Annotated in this window: 18 protein-coding genes and 1 pseudogene; 5 read left to right on the forward strand and 14 right to left on the reverse strand. The window is 73.2% G+C overall.

The annotated features are described in order from the left end of the window. Positions 1-88 precede the first annotated feature (88 nt). Complete coding sequence (locus RNL97_RS01565) at positions 89-1,255, forward strand: SGNH/GDSL hydrolase family protein (protein ID WP_030587695.1); 1,167 nt, start codon at positions 89-91, stop codon at positions 1,253-1,255. Between the two features lie 10 nt (positions 1,256-1,265). Here RNL97_RS01565 and RNL97_RS01570 read toward each other — a convergent pair whose 3' ends face one another. The 3 genes from RNL97_RS01570 to RNL97_RS01580 all read right to left on the reverse strand — a co-directional run bounded on the left by RNL97_RS01570 (position 1,266) and on the right by RNL97_RS01580 (position 6,039). Then, on the reverse strand, positions 1,266-2,885 hold the full coding sequence (locus tag RNL97_RS01570; protein ID WP_243313003.1) for a phytoene desaturase family protein: 1,620 nt from the start codon (positions 2,883-2,885) through the stop codon (positions 1,266-1,268). Between the two features lie 83 nt (positions 2,886-2,968). Continuing rightward, entirely contained in the window at positions 2,969-5,146 is a 2,178-nt protein-coding gene (locus tag RNL97_RS01575; protein ID WP_243313005.1) for a serine/threonine-protein kinase, read from the reverse strand. A gap of 215 nt (positions 5,147-5,361) precedes the next feature. Further along, on the reverse strand, positions 5,362-6,039 hold the full coding sequence (locus RNL97_RS01580) for a helix-turn-helix domain-containing protein (protein ID WP_030587704.1): 678 nt from the start codon (positions 6,037-6,039) through the stop codon (positions 5,362-5,364). A gap of 122 nt (positions 6,040-6,161) precedes the next feature. Between RNL97_RS01580 and RNL97_RS01585 the strand changes: the two genes are divergently transcribed. Further along, complete coding sequence (locus RNL97_RS01585) at positions 6,162-7,286, forward strand: hypothetical protein (protein WP_030587707.1); 1,125 nt, start codon at positions 6,162-6,164, stop codon at positions 7,284-7,286. 67 nt (positions 7,287-7,353) lie between these two features. Here RNL97_RS01585 and RNL97_RS01590 read toward each other — a convergent pair. The 3 genes and pseudogenes from RNL97_RS01590 to RNL97_RS01600 all read right to left on the reverse strand — a co-directional run. Beyond that, positions 7,354-7,533: pseudogene (locus tag RNL97_RS01590) on the reverse strand (acyl-CoA dehydrogenase); the annotation flags it as partial. A gap of 99 nt (positions 7,534-7,632) precedes the next feature. Continuing rightward, entirely contained in the window at positions 7,633-8,787 is a 1,155-nt protein-coding gene (locus tag RNL97_RS01595; protein ID WP_030587710.1) for a methyltransferase, read from the reverse strand. 140 nt (positions 8,788-8,927) lie between these two features. Further along, entirely contained in the window at positions 8,928-9,140 is a 213-nt protein-coding gene (locus RNL97_RS01600; protein WP_030587712.1) for a hypothetical protein, read from the reverse strand. Positions 9,141-9,299: 159 nt separating this feature from the next. Here RNL97_RS01600 and RNL97_RS01605 point away from each other — a divergent pair, with 159 nt between their 5' ends. After that, positions 9,300-9,851: a glycoside hydrolase family 25 protein gene (locus RNL97_RS01605; RefSeq protein ID WP_243313007.1), complete on the forward strand. Its 552-nt coding sequence runs from the start codon at positions 9,300-9,302 to the stop codon at positions 9,849-9,851. Between the two features lie 209 nt (positions 9,852-10,060). Further along, the gene (locus RNL97_RS01610) at positions 10,061-10,879 is read left to right on the forward strand and encodes an endonuclease I family protein (RefSeq protein WP_243313009.1); all 819 of its coding nucleotides are present in this window, start codon (positions 10,061-10,063) and stop codon (positions 10,877-10,879) included. Here the strand turns inward: RNL97_RS01610 and glsA are convergent. Genes glsA through RNL97_RS01625 form a run of 3 tightly spaced genes read right to left on the reverse strand, consistent with a single transcriptional unit; the run spans position 10,842 to position 13,336 of the window. Further along, positions 10,842-12,236 (reverse strand): glutaminase A, encoded by a 1,395-nt coding sequence (glsA, locus tag RNL97_RS01615; RefSeq protein WP_243313011.1) that lies wholly within the window; start codon positions 12,234-12,236, stop codon positions 10,842-10,844. The genes RNL97_RS01610 and glsA overlap by 38 nt on opposite strands. Positions 12,237-12,248: 12 nt before the next feature. Then, positions 12,249-12,803: a hypothetical protein gene (locus RNL97_RS01620; RefSeq protein ID WP_243313013.1), complete on the reverse strand. Its 555-nt coding sequence runs from the start codon at positions 12,801-12,803 to the stop codon at positions 12,249-12,251. Positions 12,804-12,841: 38 nt separating this feature from the next. Next, on the reverse strand, positions 12,842-13,336 hold the full coding sequence (locus RNL97_RS01625; RefSeq protein WP_243313015.1) for a DUF1269 domain-containing protein: 495 nt from the start codon (positions 13,334-13,336) through the stop codon (positions 12,842-12,844). Positions 13,337-13,454: 118 nt separating this feature from the next. On the opposite strand from RNL97_RS01625, the gene RNL97_RS01630 reads away from it, so the two are divergent. Beyond that, positions 13,455-14,570, forward strand: coding sequence for a baeRF3 domain-containing protein (locus tag RNL97_RS01630; protein WP_243313016.1), 1,116 nt, complete (start codon positions 13,455-13,457; stop codon positions 14,568-14,570). A 37-nt stretch (positions 14,571-14,607) separates the two neighbouring features. Here the strand turns inward: RNL97_RS01630 and RNL97_RS01635 are convergent, their stop codons facing one another. The 5 genes from RNL97_RS01635 to RNL97_RS01655 all read right to left on the reverse strand — a co-directional run bounded on the left by RNL97_RS01635 (position 14,608) and on the right by RNL97_RS01655 (position 22,396). Next, positions 14,608-15,567 carry a D-2-hydroxyacid dehydrogenase family protein gene (locus RNL97_RS01635; protein ID WP_243313018.1) on the reverse strand — a complete coding sequence of 320 codons (960 nt, stop codon included), beginning with the start codon at positions 15,565-15,567 and terminating at the stop codon, positions 14,608-14,610. Between the two features lie 89 nt (positions 15,568-15,656). Continuing rightward, the gene (locus RNL97_RS01640; RefSeq protein ID WP_243313021.1) at positions 15,657-18,035 is read right to left on the reverse strand and encodes a phosphoketolase family protein; all 2,379 of its coding nucleotides are present in this window, start codon (positions 18,033-18,035) and stop codon (positions 15,657-15,659) included. A 47-nt stretch (positions 18,036-18,082) separates the two neighbouring features. Beyond that, a complete protein-coding gene (locus RNL97_RS01645; protein ID WP_030587738.1) occupies positions 18,083-19,495 on the reverse strand; it encodes an NADP-dependent succinic semialdehyde dehydrogenase in 1,413 nt (470 codons plus the stop codon). Between the two features lie 161 nt (positions 19,496-19,656). Beyond that, positions 19,657-20,115 carry an ATP-binding protein gene (locus tag RNL97_RS01650; RefSeq protein ID WP_030587741.1) on the reverse strand — a complete coding sequence of 153 codons (459 nt, stop codon included), beginning with the start codon at positions 20,113-20,115 and terminating at the stop codon, positions 19,657-19,659. A gap of 181 nt (positions 20,116-20,296) precedes the next feature. Next, positions 20,297-22,396 carry a xanthine dehydrogenase family protein molybdopterin-binding subunit gene (locus RNL97_RS01655; protein ID WP_030587744.1) on the reverse strand — a complete coding sequence of 700 codons (2,100 nt, stop codon included), beginning with the start codon at positions 22,394-22,396 and terminating at the stop codon, positions 20,297-20,299. Positions 22,397-22,560 lie beyond the last annotated feature (164 nt).

Consider the following 22,560-nt stretch of genomic DNA (forward strand, 5'->3'; position numbering starts at 1 on the left):
GCGGCGCACCCGCTCCCCGTGGTCGATCCAGGAGGCACACCATGAGCAGCGTCCGGCATCCCGCCCCTTCCGCCCCGGTGTTCTCCCGGTGACCGGCCGGACCCCCGCACCGGCGAGACGAAGTCTGCTGTACGCGGCGGCGGCCGGGATCACGGCGGCCTTCACCCCCGCCCCTCTCGCGGCGGCGGCCCCGGACCCCGCGCCCGGTCCTCCCCGCCGGGGCACGCCCTGGACCACCTCCTGGGCCACCGCTCAGACCGCGCCCACGGCGGACGACCCCCTCGCGTCGGCCGGACTCACGGACGGGCTCTGCACCGCGCGGCTGCGGCTCTCGGCGGGCGGGCAGGTCCGGCTGCGGTACGCGCACGCCTTCGGGTCCGTCCCGGTGCTGGTCGGTCCGGTGACCGCCGACGGGCGGCCGGTCACCTTCGCCGGACGGCCGCAGGCGTGGCTGGCGGCGGGCGCCTCCCTCACCAGCGACCCGGTGGAGGGGCTCCGGGTGCCGGACGGTTCCCTGCTGACCGTCGGGACGCGGCTCCCGGGCCCCACCGGCCCGCTGTCCTTCCACCGCAACACCCACGCCTGGCACACCGTCGACGGGGTCCGGACCCGGTCCGTGTTCCTCCTGACCGGGGTCGAGACGACCGGGGCACGCGGCCCGGTCGTCGCCGTGCTGGGCGACTCCATCGCGGAGGGTACCGGCACGCCCGACGACGCGGACCTCCGCTGGCCCGACCAGCTGGCCCGCAGGCTGCCCGGCTCCGCCGTCGCCAACCTCGGCATCAGCGGCAACCGGCTGCTCCTCGACAGCGACCGCTTCGGGCCGAGCGCCCAGTCCCGCTTCGACCGGGACGTGCTGTCGCTGCCGGGGCTGAGGACGGTCCTGGTGCACCTGGGCGTCAACGACCTCCACCATCTGCCGGTCGAACGCGATCCGGCACGGATGGTGGCCGCCTACCGCCAACTCGCCCTGCGCGCCCGTTCCGCCGGGCTGCGGGTGGTGGGCGCCACCATCACCCCGTTCGAGGGGTGGACGCGCTGGACACCGGAGGCGGACGCGGTGCGCCGGGAGGTCAACGAGGCCGTCCGCACCGGGCGGGTCTTCGACGCCGTCGCCGACTACGACGCGGCGCTGCGCGACCCGGGCCGCCCCTCCCGGCTGCTGCCCGCGTACGACAGCGGGGACGGGCTGCACCCGGGCCCCGAGGGGCACGCGGCGATCGCCGCCGCCGTCGATCCCCGGCTGTTGCGTTAGGGGGCGCCCCTCACCTTCCCAGCGCGGCCATCGCCGCGTTGTGGCCGGGGACCCCGCTGACCCCGCCGCCGCGCACCGCGCCCGCCCCGCAGAGCAGCACATTGGCGTGCGCGGTCTCCACACCCCAGCGCCCGGTGCCCTCGTGCGCGTACGGGAAGGAGAGGTCGCGGTGGAAGATGTGGCCGCCGGGCAGCCGAAGATCGCGCTCCAGGTCGAGCGGGGTCTTGGCCTCGATGCAGGGGTCGCCGTTCGCGTCGAGGGCCAGGCAGTCGGTGATCGGCTCCTCCAGGTGCGCGTCCAGTTCGGCGAGGGTCGCCTTGAGCAGTGCGGCGCGGGCGGCGTCGTTGTCGGCGGCGAACAGCCGGGCCGGGGCGTGGAGGCCGAAGAGGGTGAGGGTCTGGTAGCCGCGCGCGGCGAGTTCGGGTCCGAGGATCGTCGGGTCGGTCAGCGAGTGGCAGTAGATCTCGGACGGCGGGGCGGTGGGCAGCCTGCCGGCCGCCGCGTCCCGGTAGGCGTCGGCGAGCTGCCCGTACCCCTCGGCGATGTGGAACGTCCCGGCGAAGGCCTGCCGGGGGTCGACGGACCGGTCGCGGAGTTTCGGCAACCGGGTGAGCAGCATGTTCACCTTGAGCTGGGCGCCCTCGGCGGGCGGGGGCGGGGTGTCGCCGACCAGGGCGGCGAGGGCCTGCGGGGAGGCGTTGACGAGCACACGGCCCGCGGCGACGACGTGTTCGCCGTCCGGGGTGCGGACCGTGACCTCGGCGGCGCTCCCGTCGGTCTCGATGCGGGTCGCCTCGTGCCGCACGCGGATCTCGGCGCCCGCCGCCCGGGCGGCCCCGGCCAGGGCGTCGGTGAGCGCGCCCATACCGCCGACGGGCACGTCCCAGTCTCCGGTGCCGCCGCCGATCACGTGGTAGAGGAAGCACCGGTTCTGGAGGAGCGAGACGTCATGGGCGTCGGCGAAGGTGCCGATCAGGGCGTCGGTGAGGACCACCCCGCGCACCAGGTCGTCGGTGAAGTTCTCCTCCACGGCCACGCCGAGCGGTTCCTCGAAGAGCATCCGCCAGGCGACGGCGTCGTCGATCCGCGCGCGCAGCGCGTCGCGGCCGGCCAGCGGTTCGGTGAGCGTGGGGAAGACGCGCTCGGCGACCCGCTGCGTCATCCCGTAGAACCGCCGCCAGGCCGCGTACTCGCGATCGCCGCCGGTCAGCGCGGCGAACGACTCCCGGGTGCGGTCGCCCGCGACGAGCAGCCCGGTGGGGCGGCCGTCGCGCACGGCGGGGGTGTAGGAGGAGACGGTCCGCTTGCGCACGGCGAAGTCGAGTCCGAGGTCGCGGACGATCTTGTCGGGCAGCAGGGAGACCAGGTACGAGTAGCGCGAGAGCCGGGCGTCCACCCCGGCGAAGGGCCGGGTGGAGATCGCCGCTCCCCCGGTGGTGCCGAGCCGCTCCAGGACGAGGACGGACCGGCCGGCGCGCGCGAGGTAGGCGGCGGCGACCAGGCCGTTGTGTCCGCCGCCGACGATCACGGCGTCATAGCGGTCCCGGGCGGGCGCGCCGGGCCCGAAGGCCCCCCGGGTTCCGGGCTGACCTGCGGGTGTTCGGGGTGCGGGGCTCTGAGGTGCGGGCATGCACCTTCGTAACACGCCGCCCGCCGTCCCCACCAGAGGCGGCAGCAGCACGACGGCTTCTTCAGGCGCGCCGGGGGCCGCCCTCATGCCTGGGCGAGCCGCTCCAGGCAGTGCGCCTCGTCGTCCCGGGCCGCGAGCGTCTGGGGGTGATCGGGGCCCAGGGTCCGGATGCGCGCCTCGGCGACCTGCCGGTAGGCCACGAGGGCCTCGCTCCACCGGCCGAGCCAGCCGAGCCCCGCGGCGACCTCCCGGCGGCTGATGACCGTGTCGGGGTGGTCGGTTCCCAGGGCGCTTTCGCGGAGGGCGCAGACCGCGCGAGCCTCCGCGAGCGCCTCCTCCCAGCGGCCCAGCCGGCCCAGGTTGACCCCGAGGCCGTGGCGGGCGCGCAGTGTTTCGGGGTCGGCCGCTCCGGCGGTCCGCGTGCGGTCGGCGACCAGGGAGCGGTACAGCTCCAGGGCCTCCGTGTCGCGGCCGAGCCGGCCGAGGCTGATGCCCGCCTCGTAGCGGGCGGCGAAGGTGTCGGGGTGGTCGGCCCCGAGGACCTCGGCGCGGGTCCGGGCGACGTCCTGGTAGGTCACCAGGGCCTCCGCCCAGCGGCCCAGCCTGCCCAGGGTGTACGCCACCTCGTAGCGGGTCGCGAGGGTGTCGGGATGCGTCGGGCCCAGCACGCGGGACCGGGCGTCGGCGACGTCCCGGGCGATCCGGCAGGACTCCTCCGGCCGCCCCAGCCGGCAGAGGTTGAACGCCAGGTTGTGGCGGCAGCGCAGGGTGTCGGGGTGGTCGGGGCCCATGACGCGTTCGCGGACGGCTAGGACGGTCTCGTACACCTGGTGGGCCTCGGCGTGCCGGCCGAGCCGGCCGAGGGCGTGGGCGGTCGCCTGGCGGGCGGCGAGCGTCTGCGGATGGTCGGCGCCCAGGGCGCGTTCGCGGCCCTCGGCGACCCGGGTGAACGCGTTCAGCGCTTCCTCGGCCCGGCCCGTACGGCTGAGGGTGAGGCCGATCTCGTAATGGCTGGCGAGGGTGTCGGGGTGGTCCGGGCCGAGGACGCGGCCGCGCTGCTCGGCGACCTGGCGGTGCACCTCCCCCGCCTCCTCCCAGCGGCCGAGGCGCCCGAGGTCGATGCCCGCGCTGTGGCGGCCCTCCAGCCCGGCGAGGAGGTCCGGGGCGGGGGACCCGGCCGGTACGGAGGCGAAGGAGCCGGTGTGCGGGGCGGTGGCGCGCGCGGTGGTCCACTGCCCCGTCAGCCCGGCGGCCGGGTCGGGGCGTTCGGCGTGCGGGCCCGTCGCTCCGGTCGCCCGGTGACCGGCGGTCATGGACCGGGTCCAGGCGGGCAGCGCCCGCTCGCGCGGGGCCGGCAGCGGCCCGCGACCGGGGCGCGCGAGGGGTCCCGGTCCGAGCGCGGGCTGTTCGCCGGTCCGGCCGAGAACGATGCGGCGGCGCAGGTCGCCCGCGTCCACGGGCCGCTCCTCCGGGGCCTTGGCGAGCAGGTCGAGGACGACGCGGTCGAAGAAGCCGGGCAGTTCGGCGCGGTGGGTGCGCAGCGGCCGCGGTGGGGTGTCGCGGTGTCCGACGAGCACGGCCCAGGCGTCCTCCTGGTCGAACGGCGGTACGCCGGTGGCGATTTCATACAGGACGCAGCCCAGCGAGTAGAGGTCGCTGCGGTGGTCGACCTCCTTGCCGCTGATCTGCTCGGGCGACATGTAGTGCGGGGTGCCCATGGCGAGGCCGGTGGTGGTGAGCCGGGAGGTCATGCCGATGTCGTGGCCGAGGCGCGCTATGCCGAAGTCGCAGATCTTCACCGTGCCGTCGGTCAGCCGCATGATGTTGGCGGGCTTGAGATCGCGGTGGACGATGCCCTGCCGGTGGGTGTAGCCGAGGGCGTCGGCGACCTGCTCCGCGATGTCGACGACATGTTCGACGGGCAGCGGGTGCTGCTGGTTCTCCTCCAGCAGCTGGCTCAGGTTCTGCCCGTCGAGCAGTTCCATGACGAGGTAGAGCACCCCCTCGTACTCACCGAAGTCGTGCACGACGGTGACGCCCCGGTGCTGGAGGGAGGCGGCCACCCGGGCCTCGCGCCGGAAGCGCTCGCGCAGCACCCGGGTGAACGCCTGGTCGTGCTGGGGGCCCATGGGTTTGAGGCATTTCACGGCGACCTGGCGGCCCAGCGACTCGTCGAGGGCGCGCCACACCTCGCCCATGCCGCCGCGCCCGATGACTTCGAGCAGCCGGTACCGGCTCTGGATCAGCCTGGTGTCCGCCATCTGCCGTTTCCCGCCCCCGTTGTTCCCCGTGTTCCCAGCTGCTGTGCTGTGCCCTCCCCGGCCCGTCCAGTATGGCTGGCGGTACGCGGAGTGTGTACGCGGCGGGGCGGTTACCGGGTCCCGGCCGTGTCCCGCGTCGGCAGACCGGCGGTGCGGAGGCCCGGGGGCCTGGCCGCCACCCGCTCGCGCCGGGCGCTCGGACGCGCCCTGCGGCTTCAGTCGGCCTCGCCCGGGGCGTCGGGGACGACGATCTTGCGGCCGGTGATCCGCCGGGGGACGAGGACCATGACGTGTTCGCGCTCAGGCCCTGCCCACGGGGTCGCGTACGCGGCCTCCCTCAGCTGCCGCGCGGCCTCCTCGTCGGTGACGGCGTGCACGGTCCCCACGAGCAGGACGCTCCAGCCTTTGCTGAAGGCGTCGTCGATGTGGTCGGCCTCGAAGGCGATCTCCGTATCGTCGGCGGTGGCCAGCGGGGAGCCCTCCGCCGTGCTGAACACCACCTCGCCGTCGCTCACCTGGTAGTTCACCGGCAGGAGGACCGGCCCGTCCCCGAGGGCCAGGGCCACCCGCCCCACCCCGTGGTCGCCCAGCAGCGTCCAGCACATCGCTTCGTCGAGTTCAGCCATCCGGGCGCGCCGGGCGCCACGGCCCGCGCCGCGCGGCAGATCGACCGCTCCGCCCGTCAGCTCCTGCACCGTGGTCTCCAGGGCGTCGGCCAGCCGGAGCAGGAAGCCGACGCCCGGCATGGCGGACTGCTCCTCCACGTACTCGATGTAACCGGGCGCCGCGCCCGCCCGCAGCGCTACGTCCTGCCGGGACAGCCCGAGCTGCAGGCGGCGTGCCGAGATGCGCCGGCCCAGGTCGCCGCCGGCCGGATGCGGTGCTGAGGGCATCGCGGGGCTCCTTCACTGTCGACGTGCGTCCCCCACGGCCCACGCTAACCAGGACCGCGAGCGGTCGCAGCGCGGAAGCCCGTCGTACTCTTCCCCGAGTCCGCCTGCCCCGGGAGATCCGCTTGTCCGTCCGTGCTCGGCTCCGTGCCACCGTCCCCGCTCCGCTGCCCTCGTCCCACGCCGGTCCCCCGGAGATCACGGGGCTGCCGGGGCGCCGGCTGCTGCTCCAGCGGAGCGACGAAGAGATCGTGGTCCAGCCCCTGGACGACGCCTTCGCCGCCCGCGCCGGGACGGGCGTCCGCTTCCCCGCCCCGTGGCCACGGGGCCGTGGCACGTGGGAGGTGGCGCCGGACGCGACTGTGGCCGTCTTCGCCGGGGTCCATGCCGTGCGCGCGGTGGATCGCTCGGGTGCGACGCTCTGGGAGGTCCGCCACGGGTGCTGGTACGGCGGCTGCGAGGAGATCCACGAGTGGTACGAGGAGTACGCCGACCGGCGGGACCATCGGTACACCGAGAGCGGTTCGGTCGGCTTCTCGGCGGACGGCAGGCTCGTCTGGGCGCACGTACGCGGCCCGTTGCCCGAGGGTGAGCTGAGCCCGGACACGGTGGACGAGTGGCTGGTCATCGACGCCGAGGACGGTCGCGTGCTCGCGCGGGCCGACGCCGAAGCCGTGGCGGCCGGCAGCGCTCACCTTCCCCATCCGACCGATCCCGCGCAGATGGGGCTGAGCATCGGCGAGGGCCAGGACGGTGCACCGCTGCGATGGGGCCGGTGGGACGGGAAGGACCTGACCGTGGACTGCCTGGACGGCGATCTGTGTCTGCTGAGCCTGAGCCCGTCGGGCGACCGGCTCATGACCGTCTCTCACGACCAGGACTCCCTCGCCGTACGGGATTCCCGCGGCGTCGTCGTCGAGGCGCTGGAGTGGGACGCCGAAGCGGCGATACCCCGGCACCCGGAAGCCCCCACCGGCACCGACGAGGACGAGTTGCCCGTCTGCTGGGACTGGGCCGGCGGCTTCCTCGGCGAGACGACCCTGATCGTCTCGACCACCGAGAGCGACGAGGACTGCGGGCAGTACAGGCACTGGCTGGTCGACACCACCGCAGCGCACGGGTTCGTGCCGGTCGACTACCCCTCACCGGTCCCCTGCGAACCGACCGCGCTGGGCGGCGGTTTCTGGTCCACGCTGTCCCCGTCCTGTGACGTCGTCCACGTCTGGAGCCCCGACGGACCGGAAGGCTGATCCCGGACGTCCCGGCAAGCACCTTCACGCGCCACGAGCCCGTGTGACAGGGCATCACCGCCGCGTTCGGCCAGCCGACCTCCAGCCAGCCGCCGGCGCCGAGTCTGCGGACCGTGTCGCGGTAGAAGCGTTTCCGGGCGGCGGGCTCCGCGTAGCGCGCGTAGGCGTTGTCGGGTACCAGGGCCGCGAAGTACGTGCGCAGTTCGGTACGCAACCGCTGCTGCTCAGGCGTGTATTCGAGGTGCACGGCCCCTCCAGAGTCTCGCGTCGGCGTCGTCCGTGTGCGGCGGCGCGCACAGGAGAACCTGTTGCAGGAATCCGGAAGGGCCGGAGCGGGGGGTCGCCGTCAGCGCTTGACGGCGCGCAGGACCACGAACTTGGGATCGCCCGCGACCGTGGTGCAGTTGCCGAAGATCCGGCGCAGGTGGGTGTGGTAGGAGAGGTGCCGGTTGCCCACCACCCACAGCTCGCCGCCCTGCCGCAGCGCGGTCCGCGCGCCGACGAACATCGTGCGGGCCGTGGCGTCGGTGGTCGCCGTGTGGGAGTGGAAGGGCGGGTTGTTCAGGACCAGGTCGACGCTGCCCGGGGCGAGGCCGGCGAGTCCGTCGCCGACCAGGAAGTCGGCCTTCGCGCCGTCCGGCGCCCCGGCCCGGAAGGTCTCCTCGGCGGAGGCGACCGCCCCGTAGGACTCGTCGACGAAGGTGACGTGCGCGTCGGGGTTGGCGACGGCGGCGGAGAGCCCGACGACGCCGTTGCCGCAGCCCAGGTCGACGACCCGGACGTCCCCGCCGCGGGTGGGCAGGTGCTTGAGGAAGAAGCGGGTGCCGATGTCGAGGCGGTCGGCGCAGAAGATCCCGGCGTGGTTCACGGTGGTCAGGCCCGCGACGGGGCCCACGTCGGCCGGCAGCTCGTAGCGGTACGGCCACGGGCTCGGCGTACGGGGCAGCTCGGGGTCCGGGGTGCAGAAGATCAGCCGCGCCTTGCGGACGGCGAGGGAGGTGCGGGTCGGGCCGATGATCCGCTCGAAGAGCTTCAGCGTGGAGGTGTGGATCTCCTTGACCATCCCGGTGCCGATGATCACGGTGCCGGCGTGGACGGCGGGCGCGATCCGGTGGAGCTGGTCCTCCAGGAACGCCAGCGACTTGGGCACCCGGACGATCAGGACGTCGACCCGGTCGGGCGGGGTGTCGCGCGAGGACAGCAGCCGTACCGCGTCCTGGTCGATGCCGTTGCGGGCCAGGTTGGCGAGGGTGGCGCGCCGGGCCAGGTAGGAGTCGCCGATCTGGACGGGCCGGTGCGCGGCCAGCGCGGTGGCGAGAGCTCCCCACCGGTCCCCCACGACGGCGACCGTCCCCGAGAGGTCGACCGGGCCCGCCTCGGGGTCCGTCAGCTGCCGGAGCAGATATTCGTCGGCGGCGTCCCACGCCCGGAAGGGGTCGCGCGGGTGCTCGGGGAAGCGGGCGAGATCGAACGTGCCCTGGGGAATCGTCAAGCTGTTCATAGGTGACTCAGGCTAGCCGAGGGAACCGGGGGCGCCTCACACGTTCCCCGGCCCCTCGGCGGCGTTCACCTCGGTGTACGCAGGGGCGTACGGCTCCGTCCACCCGCCCGCCGGGTGCCCCTGCGGGCACCCGGGAGGTGTCATGGCAGTTGCTTGTCGATGGCCGCCCGCCCCTCGGCGGCCAGCTTGCGCCGGGCCCATTCCAGGGTTTCCGGAGTCAGGTCCCGCCCGGAGGCCAGCACCAGGTCCTCCGGACTCGGCCGGTCGCTCGCGCCCGTGTGCAGGAGCCGGTCGGGCGTGACGCCCCCCGGCCCGGCCAGGGCCTCGGATACGGATTCGGACTCTTCGCTCATGCCGCCTCCTCGTCCTTGCGGCAATTCTCACCCTCCGCGGACCCGGCCGCATCCGATGAACGCGCATCCCTTACCCGGGAGGGTGAATCAGCCCTTGGCGGGCCCGGGGAGTGGGCAGGAGAGGGAGGTCGTTGCCCCACACAACCGAGGCGGGTGCCCATGCTCCACGGTGTCGACGTCAGCGCCTATCAGCCCTCCTACGACACGGACGGCCTGGACTTCGTCCTCATCAAGTCCACCGAAGGCCGCACCTATGTCAATCCACGGATGGACGCGCAGGTGAAGCGGGCCAGGGACGCCGACTGCGTCGTCGGCTTCTACCACTTCCTCTGGCCGGGGAACGTGGCGGACCAGGTGGCGTACTTCCTGAGCAAGACGCCCGAGAAGGCGGGCGATCTGCTCGCCGTCGACTGGGAACAGACCGGCGGCGGGACGCGGGCGAGCAACGCGGAGAAGGACCGGTTCATCCGCGCGGTGAAGGAGGAGCGGCCCGGTCACCAGGTCCTGCTGTACTGCAACCGCTCGTTCTGGCTCAACCACGACACCACGGGCTACGCGGGCGACGGGCTGTGGATCGCCGACTACGTCCCCGCGGGCAAGCCCCGCATCGAGGCGGACTGGCGCATCCACCAGTACACCGACGATCCGCTCGACAGGAACGTGGCCGACTTCGCCTCGGTGCGGGCACTGCGCGACTGGGCGGCGGGATAGCACCGCCTCGTCGCCCCTCGCGAACGGTCGTCCGCGAGGGGCGACGGCCGGACGATTCTTGACCTGCACATGATAGGTACAGAGTGTCCACACCTGGGCCACGGTGCGTGTGGAAGGCTCCCGGCTGACCACCTACCGAACGGCCGCCGCGCGAGCGCCCCCACCCAGGGCCCCACCGCGACGCCCGCGCTCCGGAGAGGACACCCCACATGTCCCGTCGTCACTCGTTCTACGCGCGTCCACTGCTGGTCGCGGTGGCCACCGTCACGGTGCTCGCCGGCACCGCGGCCGCGGCCCCCGCGGACTCCTCGCCCGGCCGGTACACCGCCACCGCCGCCGCCCTCGACGACACCTACTACCAGGACGCGCTCGGCAAGACGGGCGCCGAACTGAAAGCCGCCCTGCACACGATCATCAGCGACCAGACCAAGCTCTCCTACAGCCAGGTGTGGGACGCCCTCAAGGCGACCGACGAGGATCCCGCCAACTCCTCCAACGTCGTCCTGCTCTACACCGGGCGCTCCCAGTCGAAGAACGACAACGGCGGCAGCTCGGGCCAGTGGAACCGGGAGCACGTCTGGGCCAAGTCGCACGGCGACTTCGGTACGTCGACGGGCCCGGGCACCGACATCCACCACCTGCGACCCGAGGACGTCCAGGTCAACTCCACCCGCGGCAACAAGGACTTCGACAACGGCGGCAGCGAACTGGGCGACGCGCCGGGGAACTTCACCGACGGCGACTCCTTCGAGCCGCGTGACGGGGTCAAGGGCGACGTCGCCCGCATGATCCTCTACATGGCCGTGCGCTACGAGGGCAACGACTCCTTCGCCGATCTCGAACCCAACGACCAGGTGGACAACGGGTCCGCGCCGAAGATGGGCAAGGTGTCCGTCCTCAAGCAGTGGAGCCAGGAGGACCCGCCGGACACCTTCGAAAAGCGCCGCAACGACGTCATATTCGAGCAGTTCCAGCACAACAGGAACCCGTTCATCGACCACCCCGAGTGGGTCGGCGCCATCTGGTAGTCCCGGCTCGGCCCTCCCCGGCCAGGGCCTGCGCGCAGCCTCCGACGGCATCCTCACGGGTGGCGTATCGCGGCAGGTCCTGGCCGGTCCCGTTCCGCACGACGTCGGGCGGGCCCAGCAGACCGCGTGGGTCGACGACGGCCGCGCGCCGGCCGTCGGACAGGAGCCGCGCAAGGCCGGTGTGCAGCATGGCCAGGGCCACGGAGTCGATGGCGGTGACGTCGTGCAGGTCGAGCACCACGGAGCCGCCGTTCGGCCCCGACTCGTCCAGGGCGTACAGCACGCGTTCGGCGGCCGTGAAGTCGACGGACCCCTGGGCGACGACGACACCGACCTGTTCGTGAAGGACCCGTTCGCGCTCGGCGGAAGGCGCCGACGGCAGATCGTCCGCGGTGGTGACGAGGGTGACGGTGGAGCCCGGCAGCGCGGGGTTGAGCATGAGGTGCAGCCCGTAGCGCTGCGACAGCGTCTCCAGCGCGGCGTGGCCGCGTACCGAGCCGCCGGTGGCGTCCAGCGGCGGGCTGTACGTGGCGACCCCGAAGCGGGCGGGTCCCACCGCGATGAGGCCGCCGGACACCCCGCTCTTGGCGGGCAGCCCGACGCGCAGCAGCCAGTCGCCGGAGCCGTCGTACATGCCGCAGGTCGCCATGACAGCGAGGACCCGGGCGGCGACCTCGGCGGAGACGACCTCCTCGCCGGTGACCGGGTTCACGCCGCCGTAGGCGAGCGTCGCGGCCATCGTGGCGAGGTCGACGGCGGTGACGCGGATCGCACACTGGCGGAAGTAGCGGTCGACGGCGAGGACCGGGTCGACGGGCATGGTGCCGGTGGAGCGGATCAGGTAGGCCAGTGCGCGGTTGCGGTCCCCGGTCGTCGATTCGGAGCTGAACACCTCTTCGTCGACGTCCAGTCCACGTCCGGCGAACCGGCCGAGGCAGCGCAGGATGCGGTCGAAGGCGGGCTCGTCGGGGGTGTCGGGGATCAGGGCGGTGGCGACGATCGCGCCGGCGTTGACCATGGCGTTGGCGGGCCGGCCGGTGTCGGGTTCGAGGCTGATGGCGTTGAAGGCCTCGCCGCTCGGCTCGGCGCCCACCCACCGGCTCACCTCGTCGAGGCCGAGCACGGAGAGCGCGAGGGCGTAGACGAACGGTTTCGAGACGGACTGGAGGGTGAAGGGGATGTCGGCCTCGCCCGCGCTGTAGCGGTGTCCGTCCATGCTGACCAGCGCGAGCCCGAAGGCGTCCGGATCGGCCAGGGCCAGCTGGGGGATGTAGTCGGCCGGCTTCCCGTCCCGTACGTCGAGGAACCGGGCGCGCAGGTTCCGGAGCGAGTCGGTCACCGCGTCTGCGGCGCTCATGACCGCGCTCCCTCAGCCGCGCTCGGCCTGGGCGACCCGGGGGAAGGTCTTCACCCCGGCGGCCTTGCGGCTGTTGGCCTGGGCCTCGACCGTGCGGTCCGGCTGCGCGTCCTGGATGCCGACGACGACGGTGTCCAGGACCTTGTCCTCGGCGTCCACGAACTCCACCTTCACGGCGTAGAACGCCGCCTCCTCGGTGGGGTTGGTGACCCGGACGCGCGCGCTGCGGACCTCCTCGGAGCCGCTGAGCGGCAGCCCGCTGACCGAGACGTCGGCGACGGCGTTGCCCCGTCCCTCCACCTCGTCGAGGCGCTTCGCCGCCTCCTGCCGTACGCGTTCGGACTCGGCGGACACCGAGGCGGCGAAGCTCTCCTGGGTGCGCGGGCTCGGGGACTCGGACGGCGACTCCTGCGGCTCGGGTGTGAGGGTGTGGACGCCCCGGTCGGTGCCTTCGCCGCTGGTGTCGGAGTCGCAGGCCGCCGTACCGGCGAGCAGCAGGGCCGCGACGGCGACGGGGGCCAGGGCGCGCGCGGCGCGGGTCCGGCGCGCGGGGAGGTTCGCTTTCACGGACGGTCCGTCCAATCCAGGAGTGGGGTGTGCGGGGGTCAGGCCGTGTCGTCGCCGAAGATGTCGCGGAGTTTCGCCTCGCGCTCGGCGTCGAGATTGCTGTGGAGGAGTTCGGCACCGTCGCCGGGCAGCTGTGCGCCGATCCGCTCGGGCACCTCGTTCATGGTCAGCAGGAAGAGCGCCGAGGTTCCGGGCGTGACCTTCTCCTTGACCTCGGCGATGAAGTCGTCGTCGATGCCGACGTCCGCGAGCTTCCCGCCGAGCGCCCCGGCGGCCGCCCCGATGGCCGCGCCCAGCAGCGGCATGAGAAAGATCAGCCCGAAGAGCATGCCCCAGAAGGTGCCGCTGAGGGCTCCGGCGCCGACGAGGTTGAGCAGCTGTTTCGTGCGGGGCTTGGCCCGGTCGGCCGGCCAGCTCACCACGGCCGCGTCGAGGATCTTGATCAGCCCTTCCTTCTGAAGGGATTTCAGGGCCTCCTCGACGTTCTCCGCGCCGTCGGCCGTCCGGAACTTCCACACCGTGAGCGTGGACATCGCGCACCCTCCTGCACCTGTCGGGCAACAACTCGCCCATATTAGGATCAAAAGGTATGAATTGACTCGTCGAAGCATCCGCTTCATACGGGAGCGGGTCGAGCCCTGGGAGGGAACGATGGATACGGACGCCCTGACCGCCGACCTGTTGCGGGAGCTGCGGGCGACCCGGCCCTATCCGGCGCTGTCCCTGACCATGCCGACCCACCGCAGGGCCCCGGACAACGCCCAGGACCCGGTCCGGCTGCGGAACCTGGTGGCGGAGGCCGGGCACCGTCTCGACGCCGACCCGGAGGTCAGCCGTGAGGTAGCGGCGGCCCTGCGGGCCCAGTTGGAGCGGGCGGCGGGCGAGGTGGACCCGCGCCGGGCGCTGGACTCCCTGCTGCTCCTGGTCACCACCGACGAGTACCGGATCTGGCGGCTTCCGCGCACCGCACCCGAACGGGTGGTGCTCAGCGACACCTTCCTCACCCGCAACCTCGTCGCGGCCAAGGCGCAGACGCGGCCGTTCCGGGCGCTGACCGTCGCCGCCGACCACGCCACGCTGTGGATCGGGACCGGCGACGGCATCCGGCCGGAGAAGACCGGCGGTTTCCCGATGACCGCGCCGGAGGAGCCGCCGAACCCGCAGCGCGAGGAGCGGATCGGGGACACCCCGAGCACCTTCACCGACGAGGAGACCCGGAACTTCTTCCGCGACGTCGACGAGAAGCTGCGAGCGGTGCTCGCCGACGACCCGCGTCCGCTGTATCTGATGGGCCTGGCCCCCGCTCTCGCCCTGCTGGACGAGGTCGGCGAGAGTTCGCGGTCCGCGATCGGCCGGGTCACCAAGGGGGCGCCGGCCGAGCTGCCGCCCGCCGAGGTCCTCCGGGAGCTGCGGCCCGCGCTGGAGGAGGGGGCGCGTCAGGCGGCTGCCGAGGCGGAGACCCGGCTGGACGACGCCCGCAGCGCCCACTCCTTCGCCGGCGGGCTCGACGAGGTGTGGGCCGCCGTCCGGGAGGGCCGGGCGGGTCTGGTCGCGGTCGAGGAGCACTTCCAGGTCACCGCGCGGGTGACCGCCGAGCATCTGGAGCCGGTCCCCGAGGGGACGACGCAGAGCGCGGACGGCGCGGTCCGCGAGGACGTCGTCGACGAGCTGGTCGAAGCGGCGCTGGACAGCGGCGCCGACGTCGTCTTCGTGGAGGACGACTCGCTGGCGGAGCACGGCCGGATCGCCGCGGCCCTGCGCTACTGAGCCGCTGAACGGGCCCCGGGGGAGGCCCGCTCCGCCGTCAGCCCAGGAGGCGGACCGGCTGCCCGTCGAGGAACGCCCTGATGTTCTCCACCGCCTGGCCGTAGTACGTCTCGTAGTTGGCGCGCGAGACATAGCCCAGGTGTGGGGTGGCCAGCAGACGCGGGGTCGTCCGCACCGGGTCGTCGGCCGGCAGCGGCTCGACGTCGAACACATCGGTCGCGGCCCCCGCGATGGTGCCCGCGTGCAGGGCGGTGAGCAGGGCGTGCGTATCGACGATGGCCGCCCTGGAGGTGTTGACCAGGTACGCGGTCGGGCGCATCCGGGCGAGTTCGGCCGCGCCGATCAGACCGCGGGTCCGCTCGCCGAGCGCCAGGTGGACGGAGACGAAGTCACTGGAGCCCAGCAGCTCTTCCTTGGAGGCGGCCAGTCCCACCCCGACCTCGTCGGTACGCTCCTTCGTGAGGTTCCGGCTCCAGGCCACCACGTCCATGCCGAAGGCCAGGCCCACCTGCGCCACCCGGGCGCCGATCTTCCCGAGCCCCAGCAGACCGAGCGTCCGCCCGTGCAGATCGGCTCCGAGCGTCGACTGCCAGGGCCCGCCCGTGCGCAGCGCCTCGGCCTCGGGGACGATCCCGCGCGCCAGGCCGAGCAGCAGCGCCCAGGTCAGCTCGACTGGCGGGGTGGAGGAGCTGGCGGTGCCGCAGACCTCGACGCCGTGCCGCCGCGCGGCGTCGAAGTCGATGGCGGAGTTGCGCATGCCGGAGGCGACGAGCAGCCGCAGCCGGGGCAGCCGCGCGAACAGCTCCGCCGGGAAGGGCACCCGCTCGCGCAGGGTGACCACGATGTCGAAGCCGTCGAGGGCGGCGGCCGTCTCGTCCACCGTCGCAAGGTGCTCGGTGAACGTCACGATCTCGACGTCGTCGGTGACGGGCGACCAGTCGACGACGGTGGTGGCCACGGACTGGAAGTCCTCGATGACGGCGCAGCGCAGCTTCATGGCAGCCTCTCTCCGGCCGGGCAGGGTCGCCGCCCATGATCGCGTATCGCCCCGGCCGGCCCGGAAGGGCTCCGGATGGAACGGGCCGGTCAGCCGCCCCACTTCCAGTCCACGACCTCCGGCAGATCCGTGCCGTGCTCCCGGATCCAGTCGTGGTGGCGGCTGCGGATGTCCGCCATCCGCTGGCGCACGGCGACGGCGCGGACGCCGAGGCCCGGGACCCGGTCGATGACGTCCATGACCAGTCGGTAGCGGTCGAGGTCGTTGCGGACGACCATGTCGAACGGTGTGGTCGTGGTGCCTTCCTCCTTGTAGCCGCGCACATGGAGGTTCGCGTGGCCGTTGCGGCGGTAGGCGAGCCGGTGGATGAGCCACGGATAGCCGTGGTACGCGAAGACCACCGGCTTGTCGCGGGTGAAGAGGGCGTCGAACTCGGAGTCCGGCATGCCGTGCGGGTGCTCGGTCTCGGGCATCAGCCGGGCGATGTCGACGACGTTGACCACGCGCACCGCCAGCTCCGGCAGGTGGCGGCGGATCAGGTCGGCGGCGGCCAGGATCTCCTGGGTGGGCACGTCCCCGGCACAGCCGAGGACCACATCGGGTTCCCGGCTGCCGTCCTCGGTCCCGGCCCACTCCCAGGCCCCGGCCCCGCGCGCGCAGTGGGCGCGGGCCTCGTCCAGGGTGAGCCAGTCGAAGGTCGGCTGCTTCCCGGCGACGACGACGTTGACGTAGTCCCGGCTGCGCAGCGCGTGGTCGGCGACCGAGAGCAGGGTGTTGGAGTCCGGCGGGAGGTAGACGCGGACGACCTCGGGGCTCTTGTTGAGGACGTGGTCGACGAATCCGGGGTCCTGGTGGGAGAAGCCGTTGTGGTCCTGGCGCCAGACGTGCGAGGTCAGCAGGTAGTTGAGCGAGGCGATGGGCCGCCTCCAGGGCAGCCGGCGCGAGGTGCGCAGCCATTTGATGTGCTGGTTGACCATGGAGTCGACGATGTGGGCGAACGCCTCGTAGCTGGAGAAGAGCCCGTGCCGCCCGGTGAGGAGATAGCCCTCCAGCCAGCCCTGGCAGAGGTGTTCGGAGAGGACCTCCATCACCCGGCCGTCGTGGGCGAGGTGTTCGTCCGTGGCGAGGGTCTCGGCCTGCCAGGCCTTGCCGGTGGCCCGGTAGAGGGCGTCCAGCCGGTTGGAGGCGGTCTCGTCGGGGCCGACCACCCGGAAGTCCCTGCGGTCCGCCGTGGCGGCCATGACGCTCTCCAGGAAGCCGCCGAGCACCTTGGTCGGCTCGTGGAGGGAGGTGCCGGGCTTGTCGACCCGTACGGCGTGGTCCGCGAGGTCGGGCAGCGGCAGGCCGCGCAGGAGCAGGCCGCCGTTGGCGTACGGGGTGGAGCCGAGGCGGGCCTCCCCCTCGGGCACACAGGCGAGGACCTGTTCGGTGGGGCGGCCGTGGGCGTCGAAGAGTTCGGCGGGCCGGTAGGAGCGCAGCCAGTCCTCCAGCTGCCGGAGGTGCTCGGGGTTGTCCCGGACGCCGGAGAGCGGGACCTGGTGGGAGCGCCAGGTGTTCTCCACGGGCAGCCCGTCGACCTCTTCGGGGCCGGTCCAGCCCTTGGGGGTACGCAGCACGATCATCGGCCAGCGGGGGCGCTCGGTGACGCCGTCCTCACGGGCCGCCCGCTGGTGGGCGGCGATGCGGTCGAGGGCGGTGTCCATGGCCGCGGCCAGGTCCCGGTGGACGGCGGCCGGGTCGTCGCCGCTGACGAACAGCGGGTCGTGGCCGTAGCCGCGCAGCAGCTGGTCGAGTTCCTCCTCGGGGATGCGGGCCAGGACCGTCGGGTTGGCGATCTTGTAGCCGTTGAGGTGGAGGATGGGCAGGACGGCCCCGTCGTGGACCGGGTCGAGGAACTTGTCGGAGTGCCAGGACGCGGCGAGCGGCCCCGTCTCGGCCTCCCCGTCGCCGACCACGCAGGCCACCAGCAGCTCCGGGTGGTCGAAGGCGGCCCCGTAGGCGTGGCTGAGGGCGTAGCCGAGTTCGCCGCCCTCGTGGATGGAGCCGGGGGTCTCGGGGGCGACATGGCTGGGCACGCCGCCGGGGAACGAGAACTGCTTGAACAGCGCCCCCATGCCCTCGGCGTTCCGCCCGATGTCGGGGTAGGTGGCGGAGTAGCTGCCTTCGAGCCAGGCGTTGGCGAGGACGGCGGGCCCGCCGTGGCCGGGTCCCCAGACGCACAGGGCGCTCAGGTCGCGGGCCTTGATCACCCGGTTGAGGTGGGTGTGGACGAGGTTGAGCCCCGGCGAGGTACCCCAGTGGCCGAGCAGCCGGGGCTTGATGTCCTCGGGGACGAGCGGCCGGGTCAGCAGGGGGTTGGCCATCAGGTAGATCTGGCCGACGGCGAGGTAGTTGGCCGCGCGCCAGTGCGCGTCGAGCGCGGCGAGTTCGTCGTCGGTGAGGGAAGAACGGACAGGTGTGTCGCTCACGGAGCAGGTCTCCTCGTCAGGTGACGGCGCACGGGCGGTGACGGGTGTCAGGAGGCCTCGGGCCCGTACCAGAGCGTGGTGGGGTTGCAGAACTCGCGGATGCCGTGTCCGGCCAGCTCACGGCCGTAACCGGAGCGTTTGACTCCGCCGAAGGGCAGGGCGGGGTGCGAGGCGGTCATCCCGTTGAAGAAGACACCGCCCGCCTCCAGGTCCCGGGCGCAGCGTTCCTGTTCGCCCGCGTCGCGGGTCCAGACGTTGGAGCTGAGGCCGAAGGGGGTGTCGTTGGCCAGGTGGATCGCCTCGTCGAGGTCGGCGACCCGGTAGAGGGTGGCGACCGGCCCGAAGGTCTCCTCACGGTGGACGCGCATGGCGGTCGTGATGCCGGCGAGCACGGTGGGCTCGTAGAACCAGCCGTTCTCCAGGCCGCCGCCGAGCTTGTCGGGGCGGCGTCCGCCGCACAACGCCTCGGCCCCGCGCCCGAGGGCGTCGTCGACGAGTTCCTCCAGGTCGGTGCGGCCCTGTTCGGTGGAGAGCGGCCCGATGTCGGTGGCTTCCTCCAGTGGGTCGCCGACGGTCAGGGCGCGCATGCCCGCGGTGAAGCGTTCGGCGAACGCGTCGTACACGTCGGCGTGGACGATGAAGCGCTTGGCGGCGATGCAGGACTGGCCGTTGTTCTGGACGCGCGCGGTGACGGCCGTGGCGGCGGCCTTCTCCACGTCCGCCGAGGGCAGGACGAGGTAGGGGTCGCTGCCGCCGAGTTCCAGCACGGTCTTCTTGATCTCGTCACCGGCGGTGGCGGCGACGGAGCGCCCGGCCGGTTCGCTGCCGGTGAGCGTGGCCGCGACGACGCGGGGGTCGCGCAGGACGGCCTCGACGGCGCCCGAGCCGATCAGCAGCGTACGGAAGCAGCCCGCCGGGAATCCGGCCCGGTGGAAGAGGTCCTCCAGGTAGAGAGCGGTCTGCGGGACGTTCGACGCGTGCTTGAGGAGCCCGACGTTGCCCGCCATCAGGGCGGGTGCGGCGAAGCGCACCACCTGCCAGAGCGGGAAGTTCCAGGGCATCACGGCGAGGACCACGCCGAGCGGACGGTAGCGGACCAGGGCGCGGGAGGCGCCGGAGTCCCGTACGTCGGCGGGGTCCGGGTGTTCGTCGGCGAGCAGTCCCTCGGCTCGCTCGGCGTACCAGCGCATCGCCTTCGCGCACTTGGCCGCCTCCGCGCGGGCGGCGGTGATGGGCTTGCCCATCTCCAGGGTCATCGTGCGGGCGATGGTGTCGCGGTCCTCGTCGAGGAGGTCGGCGGCCCGGTTCAGCCAGGCCGCGCGCTGCTGGAAGGGGGTGGTGCGGTACTGGCGGAAGGTCTCCGCGGCGGCGGTGATCCGGCGTTCGGTCTCCTCCTCGCCGAGGGCGTCGAATGACCTGATCAGTTCGCCGTTCGCGGGGTTGACCGTCGCGATGGGCATGGCAGTGGCCTCCTTGCATCGGTAGTCCGACCGTGCCGCGCCGCACCGGTCCGCGCAACGCGGCCCTCCCCTCCCCCGCACGTACCCGGCCGACGCGGATCATGCGTGCCCAGGGGACACGATCCGCGTCGGCCGGTGTGCGGGCCGCCTGTGCGGGGCGGTTAGACGAGCGCCGCCACCGGGACGGCACGGGCGGTGCGGACGCCGGGCAGCGGGGCGTACGGGAGCAGCCCCGCAGCCTTCGGCGCCTCGGCGTAGCGGGTGAACCAGACCACTTTGCCGTCCGTGGTCCGGCAGGTGCCCCAGCTGTCGCTGAGGGCCATGACCCGGCTCAGCCCGCCGCCGGCCGGCAGCAGCCGGGGCATCCGGGCGCTGTTGTCGGCGACGGACACGGTCACGTGCCGTCCCGTCCAGCGGAGTTCGAGGACGCAGGTGTTGCCGTCGCCGACATGCCGGTAGACGTTGGTCAGGAGTTCGTCCAGGGCCCGGCACACCGGCCGGACGTGCAGATCGAGACTCCAGTGACGGAGGTGTGCGGCGACGATCCGCCGCACCTGGGAAACGCGCTCTGCCGACACCTGCAGTTCGACCGAATAGTGCCGGTCGAGTGGAACGGTCATCGTCGAGGCTCCTCACCACGAGGCCCACGTGCTTCACCCCGTCGTACTTCACCCCGTCGTACGAACGACCCCCGGACACGAAGCGTGAGCACCTATCACTTCTGGGTCACTCCTCAGGGTGAGGCCGATACGCCGGACGCGCAACAGCTGGGCCGTCCGCGCTGGTGGGGGCGGTGCTCGGTCACACCAGGTAGGGCAGCAAGGTGTCCGGGGTGAGGGGCAGTTGGCGCAGCCGGGCGCCGGTGGCGTGGCGGACCGCGTTGCCGATGGCGGCGGCGGTGCCGACGATCCCGATCTCGCCGATGCCCTTGCTGCCCATCGGGTTGAGATGGCGGTCGTCCTCCTCGATCCAGTGGGCCTGGATGTCGGCGGTGTCCGCGCAGACGGGCACGTGGTAGGAGGCGAGGTCCTTCGCGGTGAAGTCGCCGAAGACCGGGTCGATGCCGCAGCCCTCGGTGAGAGCCATGCCGATGCCCATCACCATGCCGCCGGTGAACTGGGAGCGGGCGGTGCGCGCATTGAGGATCCGCCCGGCGGCATACACCCCGAGGAGCCGGCGGACGCGCACCTCGCCGGTGACGGCGTCGACGGCCGTCTCGACGAAGTGGGCGCCGAAGGCGTGCCGGGCGTACGGGGACTCCTCGGCGGTCTCCTGCTCGGTGTCGGCGGTGGCGGTGATCCCCTCGGCGGGGAGCGGCCCGGAGTGCCCGGCGAGGCGGGCGGCGAGGTCGGCAGCGGCCTTGTGCACGGCCCAGCCCCAGGAGGCGGTGCCGGAGGAGCCGCCGGCCAGCGGGGCGGTGGGCAGGTCGGTGGAGCCGATGTCGACGTGGACGGCAGCCGGGTCGACGCCGAGCGCGTCGGCGGCGATCTGGGCCAGCACGGTACGGGCCCCGGTGCCGATGTCGGTGGCGTTGACCCGGATGCGCAGGGAGCCGTCCGGGGAGGCGTGGGCGCTCGCGGTGGACCGGGAGACGAGGACCGGGTACGTCGCGGAGGCCACGCCCGTACCGATGAGCCACCGGCCCTCCTGGCGACCGGCGGGGCGGGGGTCGCGGCCGTGCCAGCCGAACCGTGCCGCACCGTCGCGCAGGCAGGCGGCGAGGCCGCGGCTGCTGAAGGGGCGGCCGCTGTCCGGTTCGGTCGCGGGTTCGTTGCGCAGCCGCAGCTCCACGGGGTCGAGGCCGAGCGCGGAGGCGAGTTCGTCCATGGCGGACTCCAGGGCGTACATCCCCGAGGCCTCCCCCGGGGCGCGCATCCAGGAGGGGCTGGGCACGTCGAGGGCGACCACCCGGTGCCCGGTGCGGCTGTTCGGCGAGGCGTACATGACGCGGGCGGGCACGGCGGCCTGCTCGACGAACTCCTTCACGGTGGAGGTCTGGGTGACCACCTCGTGGCTGACGGCGGTGAGCACGCCGTCGAGGTCGGCGCCGAGCCGGACCCGCTGGATCGTGGGGGCCCGGTGGCCGACGACCTCGGCGAGCTGGGCCCGGGGGAAGACGAGCTTGACGGGGCGTCCGGTGTGCCGGGCGGCCATCGCGGCCAGGACCCCCTGGGGGCGGGTGGTGCCCTTCGAGCCGAAGCCGCCGCCGACGTGCTCGGAGACCACGGTGATCTGTTCCGGGTCGAGACCGAACGCCTGGGCCAGGCTCTCGCGGACCTTGGTGGAGCCCTGGCTGGAGTCGTGGACGGTGAGATGTCCGTCGGCCCATACGGCGGTGGCGGCGTGCGGCTCCATGGGGTGGTTGTGCAGCGCGTCCATCCGGTACGTGGCGTCGATCTGGACGGGCGAGGCGGCGAGGGCCCGTTCCACGTCGCCGCGGCTGCGGACGGCGGGAAACCCGCCGTTGGCCTCCTCGGGCGTGTACAGGCCGGGGTGGTCCTCGGTGAGGGTGACGTCGTGCGGGTCGCGTTCGTACTCGATGTGGAGCTCCCCGGCTCCGGTCCGGGCGGCTTCCGGAGAATCCGCGATCACGAGGGCGACCGGCATGCCGTGGTGCGGGACGCGGTCGTCCTGGAGCACGGCGAGAATCGGGTCGTCGGGCTCCTGGAGCCGGGGCGCGTTGTCGTGGGTGAGGACGGAGTGGACGCCGGGGACGGCGAGGGCGTCGACGGCCCGTACGGCGGTGACGCGGCCGGCCGCGACGGTGGCCGGGACGGTCCAGGCGTACAGACAGCCGGCGGGCGTACGGTCGGCCGCGTAGCGGGCGGTTCCGGTGACCTTGGCCCGGGCCTCTCTGCGGACGACGGGCGCACCGGGGAACTGCGGGGCTTGCGTGGTCATGGCGGGGATCCTCGGGGGTCGGTGGTGCGGGAGGGCAGCCGTTGCCTGCGGGGGCAGCGGAGACGGCGAGTCAACCGCCGCCGGCGCGGGATCAGCCGGTGTCCGGGCGGGGTCGCCGGCCCGGGCGGGGTCGGCCGGTCCGGGCGGGGTCGGCCGGTCCGGGC

The sequence above is a fragment of the Streptomyces parvus genome (genome assembly GCF_032121415.1).
Lineage (GTDB): Bacteria > Actinomycetota > Actinomycetes > Streptomycetales > Streptomycetaceae > Streptomyces > Streptomyces globisporus_A.